Below are 16,444 nucleotides of genomic sequence, written 5' to 3' on the forward strand. Positions count from 1 at the left end.
AACCGCCGGGGCTTTTCTTTTGTCAGCGGCAAAAATATCCTCGCGCCATGTCACCGCTCGAAATCAGGTTCGCCGCCGAGGCCGACCTGCCCTTCATCACCGGGATCTACGACCACGCGGTCCGCCAGGGCACCGCGACCTTCGAGCTGATCCCGCCTGATCTGGCGGAGATGACGCGGCGGTTCAAGGCGCTGACGGATGGCGGCTTTCCCTATTTCACAGCCGTGCTCGACGGCCGCGTGGTCGGCTACGCCTATGCTGGCGCCTACCGGCCGCGGCCCGCCTATCGCTTTACGGTGGAAAACTCGGTGTACCTGCAGCCTGCGATACATCGCCGCGGGATCGGCCTGCAGCTGCTGCAGCGCCTGATTGCCGAATGCGAGGCGCGCGGCTACCGGCAAATGATCGCGGTGATCGGCGATTCCGCCAACGCCGGATCGATCGGCCTGCATACCCGATGCGGATTTCAGATGATCGGGACCCACCCGAATGTCGGCTTCAAGTTCGGCCGCTGGCTCGATACCGTGATGATGCAGCGCGCGCTCGGCGAAGGCGCGACGACGGTGCCTGCGGATGGTGCTTCGAGTTAGAGTTTGCCTCTCGACTACGGAAGCGCGCTCCCTCTCCCAACGGGAGAGGTGAAAAAACAGAGCGCTAAACCACCGCAAGCTTGCGGTCGATCACCAGCAGCACACGATCCAGTTCATGGCCACGGCGCAGGATCAGGCCGGTCGCCGAGATCACGCTGTACATGCCCTGCTTGCGCGCGAGCCGCAGATCCTTCTCGATGCGATAGATCGGGACTTCGGAGGCGCGGCGAAACACCGAGAACACGGCGCGATCCTTCAGGAAGTCGATGGCGTAGTCTCGCCACTCTCCGTCTGCGACCATGCGTCCGTACAAATTCAGGATACGATTGAGTTCGAAGCGGTTGAACGTCACCCGGCTCGGCAAAGCCCCCGCAGCGGCATGGCGCGCCGCCGCGCGGTTCTCACTTGGCTCGGCATCCTCCGAGGTCATACGGCATCTCCTGTCATCCGGACGACATGATTGCGCCGGCGACACGCCACCGCAAGAGGCCCGTTTCGGCCGATGGAAAGATTCGCGAGATCCGGCTGCAGGGCACACCCGGCAGGGCCGCTTCGGCGCGAAGCGGAACCCTCATCCTTCCGAAGGCCGCGCCGAAATACCGGCGATGATGATCCGATTCGATCCATCGTATCGTGATTCGACGGATGCCTCGAAGAAACACGCCGTCACGGGATCGTTAGCGGAATCATAATACCGCCCCACTTCCGCCCACCGACCGCCCTGCTGAATTGCGAGAAACTAATCCTGCGTTGGCCCGGTTCTTTCGATGTCGGATTCCTCAGCCCCCAGCCCCCCGGCGTTGTCGGGACCGGGCCTGTTCGCAGGTTAGTTTATCCCCATACTGGACCAACGAAAGTTGGTCCTTTTTCTTTTGGGCATAGCGTTTTTGCGCGGCATTTCCCGCGTTTCAATGACGCTGCGGACATCGCCTCACCCCACGCGACGCACTAAATCCATAGCGTTCTCAAACGAAAACCTGTCCCGCATCTGATGGCGGTGCAGGACAGCAGCTCGCGTCAAGACGACGCAGAACTAAGCAGAAGTGATAAGGCTCTAAGAAATTATAAGGCTCTGGAAATCGGCGGCCGGATTTTTGAAAGATGCTGCCGCCAACAAACGGCAGTACATCTGTCGTTTCCGAATCACGGCTTTCGCGTTCGAAGTCCAGCCAAGCAACAAATGCGATTCGGTGAAGCGGTGTGTTAGCGAAGCGACGTGTAGGCCGCCCCTAACATCGGTCCGGGCCTGTCGCGATTGCCGTCCTGGACATAGACCGCCGCCGCGTCGACGCCCTCGCGGGAAATATTCTCAAGCGGCACGCTCCAGGTTCCGGGGCTGCCATTCCAGTCACCGACCTTGAGCACGTTGCGCACCACATTATGGTAGGTGATTTCGCGGCCCCCATTCTCGCCGCGTCCGATCGAGATCGGCACCGCCTTCGAGACCGAACAAATCCACACCTCGCCATGCGTCACGGCGGGATTCCGGCTGGCTGCGACCGAGACGTTGATCTGCCTGTTGGTCACGGCCATCGATACCGGCACCGACATCACGCCGCCGGACTTCTCGGTCGCGGTAATGGCGTCCTCGATGCCGACGCGATCGCTGCCGACCACATGCACCGATCCGTTGATGACGGCTTGCGGCGTGTAGACGTCGCGATCGCCGCGCATATGGGAATAGGCTTTCTGGCGCGCGCTGAATCGTGAATCCGCCAGCGTGTCTTTCCAGCCGAGGTAATCCCAGTAATCGATCGGCATGCTCAGCGCGATGATCGACGGATCCTTGGCCAGCTCACCGATGATCCTGTCCGCCGGCGGACATGACGAGCAGCCCTGCGACGTGAACAGCTCCACGACCGCGCGCGGGTCGGCATGAGCGGGCCGCACGATCGCGACGATCGCGACAATGCCCAGCGCGCCTGACCATCGCGAAATAGAGTTATAGGCTGTGATCGTCGTCATGAAGGAAAATCGGGATGACCCGCGTTGTCGTTCGTTATCTATACTGCGGTACCTGATCGGACCAGCCAACCAAAGTTAAGGAGGCGGCTTCTTTCATAAGCCGCCTCCCCATCACTCGCTACTCACTTCGCAGTGAGGCACGGACCGTAAATCGGCGTCACGCCGCCAGCCGGCGCAGCACGTACTGCAGAATGCCGCCGTTCCGATAATATTCGAGCTCGTCGAGCGTATCGATCCTGCACAACAGCGATACGCGCTGCAGCGAGCCATCGCCGGACACGATCTCCGCCGTCAGCTTCTGCCGTGGCTTCAGATCGCCTTGCAATCCCCGTATGGTTACGGTCTCATTGCCCTTCAATCCGATCGACGACCAGGAGGCGCCTTCCTCGAAGGTCAGCGGCAGCACGCCCATGCCGACAAGGTTGGAGCGGTGGATGCGCTCGAAGCTCTGGCAAATCACGGCGCGGACGCCGAGCAGGCGCGTGCCCTTCGCGGCCCAGTCGCGCGACGATCCGTTGCCGTATTCGGCGCCGGCGAAAACAACCAGCGGCACGCTCTCCGCCTGATACTTCATCGCCGCATCGTAGATCGACATCTGCTCGCCGTCGGGCCAGTGCTTGGTCAGGCCGCCCTCGGGGATATTGCCGTCGGCGCCCTTCAGCATGAAATTCTTGATGCGGATATTGGCGAAGGTGCCGCGCATCATGATTTCGTGATTGCCGCGCCGCGTGCCGTACTGGTTGAAGTCGGCGGGGCGCACCTGATGCTCGCTGAGGAACTTTCCGGCTGGCGAGGTCAGCTTGATCGAGCCGGCCGGCGAGATGTGGTCGGTGGTGATCTTGTCGCCGAACATCGCCAGGATCCGCGCATCGACGACGTCGGCGATCGGTTCCGGCTGTTTCTTCATCCCCTCGAAATAGGGCGGATTCTGCACATAGGTCGAACTCATGTTCCAGCGATAGGTCTCGCTCTCGACGGTCTTGATCTTGCGCCAGTTGGTGTCGCCCTTGAACACGTCGGCATACTTCTTCTTGAAGATCGACGCGGTCACGAACTTCTTCATGATGGCGTTGATTTCCTTCGTCGTCGGCCAGATGTCCTTCAGGTACACCGGCTTGCCGTCCTTGCCGTTGCCGATCGGCTCGACCGCGAGATCCTTGGTCACCGTTCCCGCCAGCGCGTAAGCCACGACCAGCGGCGGCGAGGCCAGATAATTGGCCTGTACATCCGGGCTGACGCGGCCCTCGAAATTGCGGTTACCCGACAGCACGGCTGACGCCACGATGCCGTTGTCGTTGATCGATTTCGAAATCTCTTCCGGCAGCGGACCCGAATTGCCGATGCAGGTGGTGCAGCCGAAGCCGACCAGATTGAAGCCGACCTTATCAAGATCGCTCTGCAATCCGGAATTGGCGAGATATTCCGCGACCACCTGACTGCCCGGCGCCAGCGAGGTCTTGACCCAGGGCTTTGCCTTCAGGCCCTTGGCGGCTGCTTTCCGCGCCAACAGGCCGGCGCCGATCAGCACGCTGGGGTTGGACGTGTTGGTGCAGGACGTGATCGCCGCAATCACGACATCGCCGTGGCCGAGATCGAAATTGCGGCTGTCGACCGCATAGCGTTTCGCGGCGTCGTCCGCCTTCTTGTATTCGCCGGCGAGCGCCGTGGCGAAACCTTCGGCGACCGCGGGCAGCGCAACACGGCCCTCGGGGCGCTTCGGGCCGGCCATCGACGGCACCACGTCGGCGAGATCGAGCGTCAGCGTCGTCGTGAAGACGGGATCGGCCGACTTGGCGGTGCGGAACAGGCCCTGCGCCTTGGCGTATTTGACCACCAGCGCGACGCGGTCGGATTTGCGGCCCGAGGTCTTGAGATAATCGATGGTGGCGGCGTCGACCGGGAAGAAGCCGCAGGTGGCGCCATATTCAGGCGCCATGTTGCCGATAGTCGCCTTGTCCGCCACCGAGAGATAATCCAGACCGGGGCCGAAAAATTCGACGAATTTTCCGACCACGCCCTGCTTGCGCAGCATCTGCGTCACCGTCAGCACCAGGTCGGTCGCGGTGACGCCTTCCTTGAGCTGGCCCTTGAGCTTGAAGCCGACCACTTCCGGCAGCAGCATCGACAGCGGCTGGCCGAGCATGCAGGCTTCCGCCTCGATGCCGCCGACGCCCCAGCCGAGCACGGCCAGACCGTTGACCATCGTGGTGTGCGAGTCGGTGCCGACCAGCGAATCCGGATAGGCGACCTCGAAAGTGGCGGTCTTCTTGCCGACCGTCATTTTTTCCTTCTTCGTCCACACAGTCTGCGCGAGATATTCGAGATTGACCTGATGGCAGATGCCGGTGCCGGGCGGCACCACCGAGAAATTCGAAAACGCCTTCTGGCCCCATTTCAGGAACTCGTAGCGTTCCTGGTTCTGCTTGTATTCCTCGACCACGTTCTTGCCGAAAGCCTTGTTGTCGCCGAAGAAATTCACGATCACGCTATGGTCGATGACGAGATCGACCGGTACCAGCGGATTGATTTTCTCGGCATCGCCGCCGAGGCTCTGCATGGCATTGCGCATCGCGGCGAGATCGACCACGGCCGGCACGCCGGTGAAATCCTGCATCAACACCCGCGCCGGTCGGAACGCCACCTCGTGCTCGAGCTTGCGCTTCTTCAGCCACTTCGAAACCGCGACGATGTCTTCCTTTTTGACCGTGCGGCCGTCTTCGTTGCGCAGCAGGTTTTCCAGCAGCACCTTCATCGAATAGGGAAGTTTGGAAATGCCCTTCAGACCGTTTTTTTCGGCGGCGACCAGGCTGTAATAAACGTAGGTCTTGCTACCGACCTTGAGGGTTTTTTGGCATTTGAAGCTGTCGAGCGAGGTCATGTGAGGCAATCCCAATTGTCAGTTGTACCCGGCGAGGTACCGAAACACCGCCAACAAGACGAGCCTGATGGCTTGCCGTGCCGGGTCGCGTGCTGCATCAAGTTCCGGCTTATAGAACGTTATTAGAATCTTTCCAGTGGCACTGCCACATCGAGAAGTGTGCCGCAGCAATGCACGCCCCGGAGTTCTGCTGCGGTACCGATCGCTTCCTTGAACGCTGTTGAAAGGGAAAAATGCGGCTCTTGGGACGCGCTGTCAGATGTGTACGCGGCGGGCGGGAAGTATTTTCCGGCCTCGATTTTGAGGTTTTCTCAGGCGGGACGCTGGCCGTCACCGGCCCGAACGGGTCCGGCAAAACCACGCTGCTGCGAATCATTGCCGGGCTGCTGGCCCCGGCGGCCGGATCGATCGGCCTGGAAGGCGGCGGGGACGAACTGACGCTGCCCGATCAGGCCCACTATCTCGGCCACCGCGATGCCATGAAACCCGCGCTGACCGTGCTCGAAAACCTGTCGTTCTGGCGGGATTTCCTGGGCGGCGGAGCTTATGACGCCAGGGAATGCCTGGCCGCGGTCGAGCTCGACCACGCCATCCACCTGCCCGCGGCCTATCTGTCGGCCGGGCAACGGCGCCGACTCTCGATCGCCCGGCTGCTGGTGACGCGGCGGCCGATCTGGCTGCTGGACGAACCGACCTCCGCGCTCGATACCGCCGGTCAGGCGTTGTCCATGCGCCTGATGAGCGAGCACCTGGCGCGCGGCGGCCTCATCATCGCAGCAACCCATGCGCCGCTCGGTGTGCCGGCGCAGGAATTGCGGATCGGAGGCGCGTCGTGACTGCGCAAGGCAACATGTCACCCGGCGCGCCCCTCTCCGTTCCCTCCCCCCTTGCGGAGGAAGGAAGCAATTTTTGCTCGCGGCAAGATCAGAACGTCCTGAGCTCGCGCGCGTCACAGTGCCTGCCATGACCGCGCTTGCCGCCCTGATTCGACGGGACATCCGGATCGCGCTGCGCGTCGGCGGCGGGGCGCTGATCGGGGTGCTGTTCTTTCTGACCGTCGTGGTGCTGATGCCGTTCGCGATCGGGCCCGATTTGGCCCTGCTGACGCGGCTTGGTCCCGCCATCCTCTGGCTTGGCGCGCTGCTGGCGAGCCTGCTCACGCTCGACCGCATGTTTGCCGCCGATCACGAAGACGGTTCGCTCGACCTGATCGTGATGAGCCGGACCCCGCTCGAATTCACCTGCGCCGCAAAGGCGCTGGCGCACTGGCTTGCCGCCGGGGTGCCTCTGATCATCGCCACGCCGGTACTCGGGCTATTGCTGAATCTCGATGTCGCCGCGACCCTGACCGTGGCGTTGACGCTGCTGGTCGGCACCCCGGCGCTGACCTTTACCGGCATGATCGGCGCGGCGCTCGCCGTGACGCTGCATCGCGGCGGATTGCTGCTCGCCGTGCTGGTGCTGCCGCTGTCGATCCCGATATTGATTTTTGGGGTGGCCGCCTCGGAGGCCGCGATTTCAGGACCGCTAGCGTTCGGAACGCCGTTTTCGATCCTGTGCGCGCTCACGCTTGTCAGTTTCGTGATTGGCCCCTTTGCCGCCGCGGCCAGCCTCCGGCAGGGACTGGATTGATCAAGGAATTGCGACCTACGCCCGATTGCCTGTGAGGCCAGCCGCGACTATCAGGATGCCCATGATGCTGATCGACCTCGCCAACCCGACCAGGTTCCTGTCGCTGACCGCGCGCATCCTGCCCTGGCTTGCCGCGGCCACCGCGATCATGCTGTTGATCGGCCTTTATCAATCGGCTGCCGCGCCCGACGATTATCAGCAGGGCGCCACCGTGAAGATCATGTTCATTCACGTGCCCAATGCGTGGCTGTCGATGTTCGTCTGGGGCGTGATGAGCGTCGCCGCGCTGGGCACGCTGGTATGGCGGCATCCCCTGGCCGATGTCGCGGCCAAGACCGCCGCCCCGATCGGCGCCGCCTTCACCTTCCTCGCGCTGGTAACGGGCTCGCTGTGGGGACGGCCGATGTGGGGCACCTATTGGGAATGGGACGCCCGCCTGACCTCCATGCTGATCCTGTTTCTGATGTATCTCGGCCTGATCGCGCTGTGGCGCGCGGTGGAAGATCCGTCACGCGCCGCGCGCGCGGCCGCGGTGCTGACGCTGGTCGGCGCGATCAACCTGCCGATTATCAAATTCTCGGTGGACTGGTGGAATACGTTGCATCAGCCGGCGTCGGTGTTCCGGATGGGCGGGCCGACGCTCGACCGCGCCTTCCTGATTCCGCTGTTGGTGATGGCGTTGGCGTTTTCGCTGCTGTTCGTCACGCTGCATCTGGCGGCCATGCGCAACGAGATCCTGCGCCGCCGGGTGCGCGCCTTGCAGATGATGCAGGCGACCCGGCAGCAGGCGGCCTGACGCGATGTCGCTCGGCCCCTATGCATCCTTCATCGTGACATCCTACGGGATTGTCGCAGCCGTCGTCTTGTTCCTCATTGTCTGGATCGCAACGGACTATCGCCGCCAGCGGGAGCGCCTGCGCGAGCTCGAGGCCAGCGGCATAAGCCGGCGCTCCGGGCGCAGCGCCATGGATATCCAATGAGCGATCTCAAGACTTCCACCGAAGCCGCCCTAGCCGAAGTATCGCCGCAACCGAGACCCTGGCTACGCGGCGTGCTGCTGGCGCTGCCGCTGACGTGTTTTGTCGGTCTGGCGGCGTTGTTCTGGTTCGGGCTGCGCGGCGGCGATCCATCGGTGATCCCCTCCGCCCTGATCGGCCGCCCTGCGCCGCAAACCACGCTGCCGCCGCTGCAAGGCCTCGTCGCCAATGGCGAGCAGGTGCCGGGCCTCGATCCCGCGGCCTTGAAGGGCAAGGTCAGCGTCGTCAATGTCTGGGCTTCGTGGTGCGTGCCCTGTCACGACGAAGCGCCGCTACTGACCGCGCTCGGCCAGGACAAGCGGTTGCAGCTGGTCGGCATCAACTACAAGGACGAGCCCGACAATGCCCGGCGCTTCCTCGGACGCTACGGCAATCCGTTCGGCGTGGTCGGCGTCGACGGCAATGGCCGCGCCGCGATCGAATGGGGCGTCTATGGCGTACCCGAGACTTTCGTCGTCGGCCGCGCCGGCACCATTGTCTTCAAGCTGGTCGGCCCGATCACGCCGGAGAATATCGACACCGTGCTGAAGGCCGAGATCGACAAGGCACTGAAGTGACGACGTAGTCGTCATTCCGGGACGGTCCCACCAGGTCGGCGCTCCGCGCCGCCCGGTAATAGGCTCCGGAGCGGACCCGGAAGTTCGAGATTTCCGCTTCATCCGCGCCCCGGAATGACGGGGGGATAACTCACCCCTGGCTCACATCTCCCGCTTCTTCCTCGCTCGCTTCCAGCGTGACCGGCTCGAGATGGTAATGCTTGATCAGCGGCATCTGGGCAATCGCAAAGATCGCTGTCAGCGGGATCACGCCGAACGCCTTGAACGCGACCCAGAAATCGGTGCTCTGGCTGCGCCAGATGATTTCGTTCAGGATCGCCATTGCAAAAAAGAACAGCGCCCAGCGCGCCGTCAGCCTGCGCCAGCCTTGCGGCGTCAGGTTGAACATCTGGTCGAACAGGATGGCAATGAAGGAGCGGCCGAACAAAAGGCCGCCGCCGAGCACCACGGCGAACAGGCCGTAGATGATGGTCGGCTTGACCTTGATGAAGGTCTCGTCGTGCAGCACCAGGGTCAGCGTGCCGAACACGATAACGATGACGCCGGTGACCAGTGCCATGATCGGCACGTGCCGCGTCACCACATAGGAGGCGATCATCGCGGCCACCACCGCGACCATGAACGCGCCGGTCGCCACGAACAGATGAAATTTCGCATTCGCGGCAAAGAACACGATCAACGGGCCGAGCTCGGTCGCGAGCTTGAACAGCGGATGCGGCTGGGTCTTGTCCATGATTTCGTCCATTAAACTCGTTGCATGCCCATCCTTCGAGACGGCGCTTCGCGCCCCCTCAGGATGAGGATATTCCGTGTGGCTTTTCCTCATCCTGAGGAACGCGCCCTTGCGCGCGTCTCGAAGGATGAGGCTACTCAATCCCCGCGATGGCTTGCGCGAAATCCCGCGCCGTGAACGGCGCAAGATCGTCGATGCCCTCGCCGACGCCGATGAAGTGTACCGGCAATTTGAATTTCTCCGCGAGCGCCACCAGGATGCCGCCGCGCGCGGTGCCGTCGAGTTTTGTCATCACCAGGCCGGTGACGCCCGCAATACGATGGAACGCCTCGACCTGCGACAGCGCATTTTGTCCCACGGTGGCGTCGAGCACGAGCAGCACGGCGTGCGGCGCCGAGGCGTCGACCTTCTTGATGACGCGAACGACTTTTTCGAGCTCCTTCATCAGTTCGGCCTTGTTCTGAAGCCGGCCTGCGGTGTCGATCAGGAGCACGTCGAGCTTTTGCTCTTTCGCCGCGGTCAGCGCGTTGAAGGCAAGGCTCGCGGAATCCGATCCCTGCGCGCCCGCGATCACCGGCGAATTGGTGCGCTCGCCCCACACCTTCAATTGCTCGATCGCAGCGGCGCGAAACGTGTCGCCGGCGGCCAGCATGACCTTGCGGCCTTCGGCCGAGAATTTTGCCGCCAGCTTGCCGATGGTGGTGGTCTTGCCGGAGCCGTTGACGCCGACCACCAGGACCACGAACGGCTTTTGCGCGGCGTCGATTTCCAGCGGCTTGGCCACCGGCGACAGCACCTTTTCGACCTCGGTTGCGACCACGGCCTTGACTTCGTCAGCCGAGATCGCCTTGTCGTAGCGGCCGGTGCCGACCGCGTCCGCGATCCGCACCGCCACTTCGGTGCCGAGATCAGCGCGCAGCAGCACGTCCTCGATGTCGTCGAGCATCGCGCGGTCGAGCTTGCGCTTGGTGACGAGATCGGCGACCGCCGAACCAAGCGAACTCGACGTCCGCTTCAGCCCGGCGGAAAGCCGCCGCCACCAGCTCAGTTTCGGGGGTTCCGGAGTGGTATCGTTCATGGTGGGGCTGTGTTAGCCGTTTCACCCCGCAAACGAAAGTCTCGACCCCTTGAGCGATGTTCCCGAATTGACCGCGGAAGAAATCCAGGCCCGCGTGCTCCACCGCGACGGGCTGATGCTGGTGATCGACAAGCCGGCCGGATTGCCGGTGCATCGCGGCCCCAAGGGCGGCGCCAATCTGGAAGCCTCGTTCGATGCGCTGCGGTTCGGCCTGCCGCGGCCGCCGGTGCTGGCCCACCGGCTCGACAAGGACACCTCCGGCTGCCTCGTGCTCGGACGCCACCGCAAGGCCACCGCCTCGCTCGGCCTACTGTTCAAGCACGGCAAAATCTCGAAGACCTATTGGGCCGTGGTCGAAGGCGGACCTGCCGAGGATGAAGGCACCATCGACCTGCCGCTCGGCCGCCTCAATGCCGAACGCGGCTGGTGGCAAAAGCCGGACCCCGACGGACAAAAGGCGATCACGAACTGGAAGGTGCTGGGACGTTCCCTTGCCCCCTCCCCGCTACTGGGGACGCAGATCAAAAGTGACAATATCGCCTGCGGCCACCCCCCTCCCCAACCCTCCCCCGCAAAGGGGGAGGAAGCGGTCAGTGGAAGCAACACACCTCAACTCACCTGGCTCGCGCTGGAGCCCGTGACCGGCCGCACCCACCAGCTCCGCGTCCACTCGGCCGCGATGGGCTGGCCGATCGTCGGCGACAACATTTACGGCAATGGTCCGCGCTTTGGGGAACCACGGCTGCATCTGCATGCGCGCGAGATCGTGATTCCGATTTCGAAGAACAAAGAACCGGTGCGTGTGGTCGCGCCGGCACCGGCACATATCCATGAGCGGCTCAGGGCATGCGGCTGGAACGGAGAGTGACGTTCGACGGCGGCGGGTCATACCATCAACCGTGCGCTATCGTGCCCGGTTATTTTTAGACTTAGCACCGCGCCCGGTGTCTCGCCGCTGATGGCAACGGGAATAAAGTGCTCGGTGCGCCCCTGCGTCGCGCTTTCGACGAGAATTTCCCGGATCGCCCCGGTCTCGGATCCGAGCCGCCGCCGCAACGCCGCTTCGCCCGCGGCGCGCAAACGCTTGGCGCGTTGCTTGATGAGCCCGCCTGCGAGCTGCGGCATCCGCGCCGCCGGCGTGCCCGGACGTTTCGAATAGGGAAACACATGCAGGAAAGTGAGATCGCATTCGTCCACCAGATCCCGAGAGCGCGCGAACATTTCCTCCGTCTCGGTCGGAAAGCCCGCGATGATGTCGGCGCCGAACGCGATATCCGGACGCAGCCGCCGCACTTGCGCGCAAAACGCAATGGCGTCGCTGCGGGAGTGCCGCCGCTTCATCCGCTTCAGGACCAAATCGTCGCCGGATTGCAGCGACAGATGCAGATGCGGCATCAACCGTTCGTCGTCGGCGATCACGTCGAGCAGATCGCGATCGGCCTCGATGGAATCGATCGATGAAATTCGTAAGCGCTTCAACTCTGGCACATGCCGCAGGATCTGCTTCACGAGTTGCCCAAGTTTCGGCGCACCCGGCAGATCGGCACCGTAGCTGGTGAGATCGACGCCGGTCAGCACGATTTCGGCATGGCCGCGCTCGACCAGCGCGCGGACCTGCGCGACGACGGCGCCCATCGGCACCGAACGTGAATTGCCGCGACCATAGGGGATGATGCAGAAGGTACAGCGGTGATCGCAGCCGTTCTGCACCTGCACGAACACCCGCGGCAGGCCGGCCTTGAAACCATCCAGCAGGTGCGGCGCCATCTCCCGCACCGCCATGATGTCGGCAACCGCGACCTTTTCGCTTTGACCGATGCCGAACCCTGCCGCGGCGTCGAATGCCAAGCGGGTGGCGCGCCACGCCTCGCCACGCATCTTGTCGTCATTGCCGAGCACGCGATCGACCTCTGCCATGCCGGCAAACATTTGAGCCTGCGTCTGCGCCGCGCAGCCGGTGACGACGATGCGCGACTCGGGCCGCTCGCGCTTGATGCGGCGGATCGATTGCCGCGCCTGCGCCACCGCCTCGTTGGTAACCGCGCAGCTATTGATGACGACGGTGTCTATCAGCCCGGCGCGCTCCGCCTCGCGGGCGATCACCTCCGATTCGAAGGCATTGAGGCGGCAGCCGAAGGTGACGATCTCGACGCCCATCTCAGGCGACGCTGGCGAACAATGCCGGGTCGAAATGCCCCTCATATTCGAACGTCGCCGTGCCCGTCATCAGGACGTGATCGTCGCGCTCGCGCCATTCGACGGTGAGATCACCGCCGGGCAATGTCATCTGCACAGTGCGATTGGCGCGCTTCAGCCGCGCGGCCGCCACCGCCGTGGCGCAGGCCGCGGAGCCGCAGGCCTTGGTCAGCCCCGCGCCGCGCTCCCAGGTACGGATCGTGATATGGCCACGGTCGACGATGTGCGCGAGCGTGATATTGGCGCGCTCCGGAAAGATCGGGTGATTTTCCAGGAGCGGCCCGAAGCGGGCGAGGTCATAGGCGTTGACGTCGTCGACCCAGAAGATTGCATGCGGATTGCCCATGCTGACCGCCGACGGCGAATGCAGCAGCGGCGCGTCGATCGGCCCGACCTGCAATTCGATATAACGGGTGTCGCGGAATTCCTCCGCGAGCGGAATATCCTGCCAGCCGAATTTCGGCGCGCCCATGTCGACGGTGTAGAGATCGGGAGCCGGCCCCTGCCAGCAGTTCAGCAGGCCGGCGCGGGTCTCGAACGTGACGGCGGTCTGGCCGGTCTTCTCGAACAGCCGGCGCACCACGCAGCGCATGCCGTTGCCGCAGGCGCCGGCCTCCGAACCGTCATTGTTGTAGATGCGGACAAAGGCTTCGGTGCCCTGCAGCCGCGGCGGCTGCAGCACCATGAGCTGATCGTAGGGCACGCCGGCGGGCGAGGCGACCGCGCGCGCTTCCTCCGGCGTCACGGTGCCGGGCGCATCACGCAGATCGACCACGACGATTTCGTTGCCGATGCCGTTCATCTTGGCAAATGCGTGGTTGGCCAGCGTGCTCATGAAAATTCCCGATTTATGCCTGCTTATATGGCCAATGGTGCCGGATTGGCCAGTATCCGCGGCAGGGGCGCATGACATATCTGTCATGGGACGCAAGCCGGACTTGCGTGTTAGGAGTAGCGGCTTTCAGCGACATGGGCCGGGATACGCCGCGCGACGGCTTCGGAATGGCGCTTTTGGGGATGGAGAATACCGAATGAATCGCTTCAAATCTTTCCGCCTTGCCGTGGTCGCATTGGTCCCGATCGCGGCGATCGCCCTGGGCGGCATCGCACTGGCGCAAGCGCCGTCCGCGACACCGGCGCCGGCTCCGTCTGCCACCCCGGCCCCGTCTGCGACGCCTGCCCCGTCCGCGACACCCGCGCCTTCCGCAACGCCGGTCCCGCCGCCCGCCGAAAACAAGTCACCGGCGGACAGCCCCGCGGCAGCCCAGACTCCCGCACCGCCGCCCCCGCCGGCGGCCGGAGTTCAGACCGCCGATCCGTTCGGCGAGGAAATCACGCTGGAGCCGAAAACGGTGGTCGTCCTCAAGGGCAACGCCAATTGGGACTCGGCGTTCGACACCCTGATGGATTCCTTCAAGGTGCTGTCGGGCCTGCTCGACAAGCAGGGCATCAAGCCCTCGGGCAATCCGATGATCGTCTACACCTCCACCGACGATACCGGCTTCACCTATATGGCCGAAATTCCGGTCGATCAGGAGCCGAAGAACCTGACCAAGGCCATGAACATGGGCAAATCGCCCGACGGCAAGGCGCTGAAATTTGTCCATCGCGGCTCCTACGACAACATGGACAACACCTATGAGGCCATCACCAACCACCTCGACGACAAGAAGCTCGAGGCCAAGGACACCTTCATCGAGGAATACATCACCGATCCCCTGAAGACGGAGGAAGATAAGCTGGTGATCAACGTCTATGTGCCGCTGAAGTGAGCCGGATGAAATACCGCACCCTCCTCGCCGTCATAACCGCAAGCGCGTTGCTCGCCACGCCCGCTTTGGCGGAGACCGACTTTCCGCCGGCCATCTCCGTGACCGGCGAAGCCACGATCTCGGTGCCGCCGGACCAGGCGCAGATCGAGGCCGGCGCCACCTCGGACGCCAGGACCGCGCGCGAGGCGTCCGACGCCAATAACGCCGCGATGGGCAGACTGTTATCGGCATTGAAGGCCGCCAATATCGACGAAAAGGATATCCAGACCTCGCGTCTGTCGTTGCAGCCGCAATATGCGCCCAACCACACCCCGCCAACGGTCACCGGCTATCGCGCCAGCAACCATGTGACGGTCCTGCTTCGCGACATCACCAAGGTCGCCAGCACCATCGATGTTCTGGTCGGCGCCGGCGCGACCGATCTCGGCGGCATCAGTTTCACGGTATCGCAGGCTTCGAAACGGCTCGACGAGGCCCGTGCGCAGGCCATCACTGATGCCCGCCGCAAGGCCGAAATCTACGCCAGGACTGCCGGTGTGACGCTCGGCGCGCCGCTCCGTATTTCCGAGGAAGGCGCACCTGTACCCATGTTCCGCGCCAGGATGGCCGCCGCGCCGATGGCCACGACGCCCGTCGCGTCGGGCGAAGAGACGCTGTCGGTGACGGTGAATGCATCCTGGGCGATCAAGCAGGAAAAATAAGCGGCACAGCGGCAATACATACGGGACCGTCGTCCTCGCGGAGACGGAGCCCCATAACCACAGGGCATTGTTGCAGCGACGATGGCGGCCACGGCAAGCTAACATCTGTGGTTATGGGTCCCGGATCGCGTTCGCTCCGCTCACTTGTCCGGGACGACGTCAAACCTCCACCACCTGCCCTGGCTTCAGCGCGACAAACCGCTCGCGCGGCAGGTTTGCTGCATCGAGCGCCTCGGCGAGCGCGATGGCCGGCGCATCGATCGCCTCGTCCGTCAATTGGAACGTGCCGTGGTGATGCGCCAGCGCCTGTACGGCGCCGCAATCGGCCAGGGCCTTCACGGCATCGAACGGGTTCATATGCTGGTCGCGCATGAACCAGCGCGGCTCATAGGCGCCGATCGGCAGGATCGCCAGCCGCAGCGGGCCATGCGCTTCGGCGACCCGGCGGAAATGCCTTCCATCGCCATAGCCGGAGTCGCAGACGATGTAGATCTTGCCGGCCGGCGTCTCCAGCACGAAGCTCGCCCACAGCGCCTTGTTGCGGTCGAACAATCCGCGCGCCGACCAGTGCCGCGTCGGCACCAGGGTCACAGCAGCGCCATTGCCAAGATCGACGCGGTCGTGCCAGTCGAATGCCTCGGCCTTGATCGCGGAATCGGCCTTGCGCATGGTGATGTCGTTGCCGAGCGGCGTGACCACCCGCGGCGAAAATCGCGCGGCGAGCTTTGACAGCGTCGCGACATCGAGATGATCGTAATGGCCGTGCGAGACCAGCACGACATCGATCTTCGGCAACGCCTCGAATGCAATGCCGGGGTCGTTGCGGCGCTTCGGCCCGGCAAATGTGAACGGCGAGACCCGTTCCGACCACACCGGGTCGACCAGGATGTTCAGCCCCGCGGTCTGGATCAGCCAGCTTGCATGGCCGACAAACGAGAACCGCACCCCGGCGCCTTCGACGCGCGCCGGCGGGATGTCGGCATGAGGGCTCGGTACCCAGTCGGGCCACCTGACCCGCTGCCGGCCGCCGCCGAACTGCCAGCGCAGCACCTCGCGCAGACTTTTTGGCGGGGAGCCGTCGGGATCGAAGAAATGCGTGCCGTTGAAGTGATCGGACGTTACGCCGGAATAGCTGCTCATGCGCTTCGATTGGCCCCAAAATGCAGGTTACGGCAAGGAGTTAAGCGCTCCGCAAGGCGAACGAAAGTCCCGCCTTTCCGGCAAGTTTCCTTGACTTTCCGGGGCCGGGAGGGTTTAACCTCGCCACTTCCTCGGAAAGATTTATCTTTTCGACCCGCCGACCGG

The 16,444-nt window shown here is 63.6% G+C and carries 16 protein-coding genes and 1 pseudogene; 9 read left to right on the forward strand and 8 right to left on the reverse strand.

Going from position 1 to position 16,444, the window contains the following annotated elements:
• Positions 1 to 41: 41 nt before the first annotated feature.
• Positions 42 to 590 (forward strand): annotated as a pseudogene (locus tag HB630_RS19700) (N-acetyltransferase family protein); the annotation flags it as partial.
• Positions 591 to 654: 64 nt separating this feature from the next.
• Here HB630_RS19700 and HB630_RS19705 read toward each other — a convergent pair.
• The 3 genes from HB630_RS19705 to acnA all read right to left on the reverse strand — a co-directional run bounded on the left by HB630_RS19705 (position 655) and on the right by acnA (position 5,433).
• On the reverse strand, positions 655 to 1,020 hold the full coding sequence (locus tag HB630_RS19705; protein ID WP_213773936.1) for a DUF2794 domain-containing protein: 366 nt from the start codon (positions 1,018 to 1,020) through the stop codon (positions 655 to 657).
• Between the two features lie 773 nt (positions 1,021 to 1,793).
• On the reverse strand, positions 1,794 to 2,555 hold the full coding sequence (locus tag HB630_RS19710) for a DUF1223 domain-containing protein (protein WP_213773937.1): 762 nt from the start codon (positions 2,553 to 2,555) through the stop codon (positions 1,794 to 1,796).
• A 157-nt stretch (positions 2,556 to 2,712) separates the two neighbouring features.
• A complete protein-coding gene (acnA, locus tag HB630_RS19715) occupies positions 2,713 to 5,433 on the reverse strand; it encodes an aconitate hydratase AcnA (protein ID WP_213773938.1) in 2,721 nt (906 codons plus the stop codon).
• A 233-nt stretch (positions 5,434 to 5,666) separates the two neighbouring features.
• Between acnA and ccmA the strand changes: the two genes are divergently transcribed.
• The 5 genes from ccmA (at position 5,667) to HB630_RS19740 (ending at position 8,659) form a co-directional block, all read left to right on the forward strand.
• Entirely contained in the window at positions 5,667 to 6,269 is a 603-nt protein-coding gene (ccmA, locus tag HB630_RS19720) for a heme ABC exporter ATP-binding protein CcmA (protein ID WP_213773939.1), read from the forward strand.
• A gap of 127 nt (positions 6,270 to 6,396) precedes the next feature.
• On the forward strand, positions 6,397 to 7,065 hold the full coding sequence (gene ccmB / locus HB630_RS19725; RefSeq protein WP_213773940.1) for a heme exporter protein CcmB: 669 nt from the start codon (positions 6,397 to 6,399) through the stop codon (positions 7,063 to 7,065).
• 61 nt (positions 7,066 to 7,126) lie between these two features.
• Positions 7,127 to 7,861 (forward strand): heme ABC transporter permease, encoded by a 735-nt coding sequence (locus HB630_RS19730; protein WP_213773941.1) that lies wholly within the window; start codon positions 7,127 to 7,129, stop codon positions 7,859 to 7,861.
• 4 nt (positions 7,862 to 7,865) lie between these two features.
• Positions 7,866 to 8,045: a heme exporter protein CcmD gene (gene ccmD / locus HB630_RS19735; protein WP_213773942.1), complete on the forward strand. Its 180-nt coding sequence runs from the start codon at positions 7,866 to 7,868 to the stop codon at positions 8,043 to 8,045.
• The gene (locus HB630_RS19740) at positions 8,042 to 8,659 is read left to right on the forward strand and encodes a DsbE family thiol:disulfide interchange protein (protein ID WP_213773943.1); all 618 of its coding nucleotides are present in this window, start codon (positions 8,042 to 8,044) and stop codon (positions 8,657 to 8,659) included. The genes ccmD and HB630_RS19740 overlap by 4 nt, the downstream gene beginning before the upstream one ends.
• Positions 8,660 to 8,789: 130 nt before the next feature.
• Here the strand turns inward: HB630_RS19740 and HB630_RS19745 are convergent, their stop codons facing one another.
• Both HB630_RS19745 and ftsY read right to left on the reverse strand, forming a co-directional pair.
• Positions 8,790 to 9,392, reverse strand: a complete 603-nt coding sequence (locus tag HB630_RS19745) for a septation protein A (RefSeq protein ID WP_213773944.1) — start codon at positions 9,390 to 9,392, stop codon at positions 8,790 to 8,792.
• A 133-nt stretch (positions 9,393 to 9,525) separates the two neighbouring features.
• Positions 9,526 to 10,470, reverse strand: a complete 945-nt coding sequence (gene ftsY / locus HB630_RS19750) for a signal recognition particle-docking protein FtsY (RefSeq protein WP_213773945.1) — start codon at positions 10,468 to 10,470, stop codon at positions 9,526 to 9,528.
• A 49-nt stretch (positions 10,471 to 10,519) separates the two neighbouring features.
• Between ftsY and HB630_RS19755 the strand changes: the two genes are divergently transcribed.
• Positions 10,520 to 11,338 (forward strand): RNA pseudouridine synthase, encoded by an 819-nt coding sequence (locus HB630_RS19755; protein ID WP_213773946.1) that lies wholly within the window; start codon positions 10,520 to 10,522, stop codon positions 11,336 to 11,338.
• A gap of 17 nt (positions 11,339 to 11,355) precedes the next feature.
• On the opposite strand, the gene mtaB is transcribed toward HB630_RS19755, so the two are convergent.
• Positions 11,356 to 12,627 (reverse strand): tRNA (N(6)-L-threonylcarbamoyladenosine(37)-C(2))-methylthiotransferase MtaB, encoded by a 1,272-nt coding sequence (gene mtaB / locus HB630_RS19760; RefSeq protein WP_213773947.1) that lies wholly within the window; start codon positions 12,625 to 12,627, stop codon positions 11,356 to 11,358.
• Between the two features lies 1 nt (position 12,628).
• Positions 12,629 to 13,501, reverse strand: a complete 873-nt coding sequence (gene dapF, locus HB630_RS19765; RefSeq protein WP_213773948.1) for a diaminopimelate epimerase — start codon at positions 13,499 to 13,501, stop codon at positions 12,629 to 12,631.
• A gap of 196 nt (positions 13,502 to 13,697) precedes the next feature.
• Between dapF and HB630_RS19770 the strand changes: the two genes are divergently transcribed.
• Both HB630_RS19770 and HB630_RS19775 read left to right on the forward strand, forming a co-directional pair.
• Positions 13,698 to 14,438: a GyrI-like domain-containing protein gene (locus HB630_RS19770; RefSeq protein ID WP_213773949.1), complete on the forward strand. Its 741-nt coding sequence runs from the start codon at positions 13,698 to 13,700 to the stop codon at positions 14,436 to 14,438.
• A gap of 5 nt (positions 14,439 to 14,443) precedes the next feature.
• Positions 14,444 to 15,139: an SIMPL domain-containing protein gene (locus HB630_RS19775; protein ID WP_213773950.1), complete on the forward strand. Its 696-nt coding sequence runs from the start codon at positions 14,444 to 14,446 to the stop codon at positions 15,137 to 15,139.
• A 159-nt stretch (positions 15,140 to 15,298) separates the two neighbouring features.
• On the opposite strand, the gene HB630_RS19780 is transcribed toward HB630_RS19775, so the two are convergent.
• Positions 15,299 to 16,279 (reverse strand): MBL fold metallo-hydrolase, encoded by a 981-nt coding sequence (locus tag HB630_RS19780; protein ID WP_213773951.1) that lies wholly within the window; start codon positions 16,277 to 16,279, stop codon positions 15,299 to 15,301.
• Positions 16,280 to 16,444 lie beyond the last annotated feature (165 nt).

Source organism: Bradyrhizobium sp. dw_78 (assembly GCF_018449525.1).
Classification (GTDB): domain Bacteria; phylum Pseudomonadota; class Alphaproteobacteria; order Rhizobiales; family Xanthobacteraceae; genus Bradyrhizobium.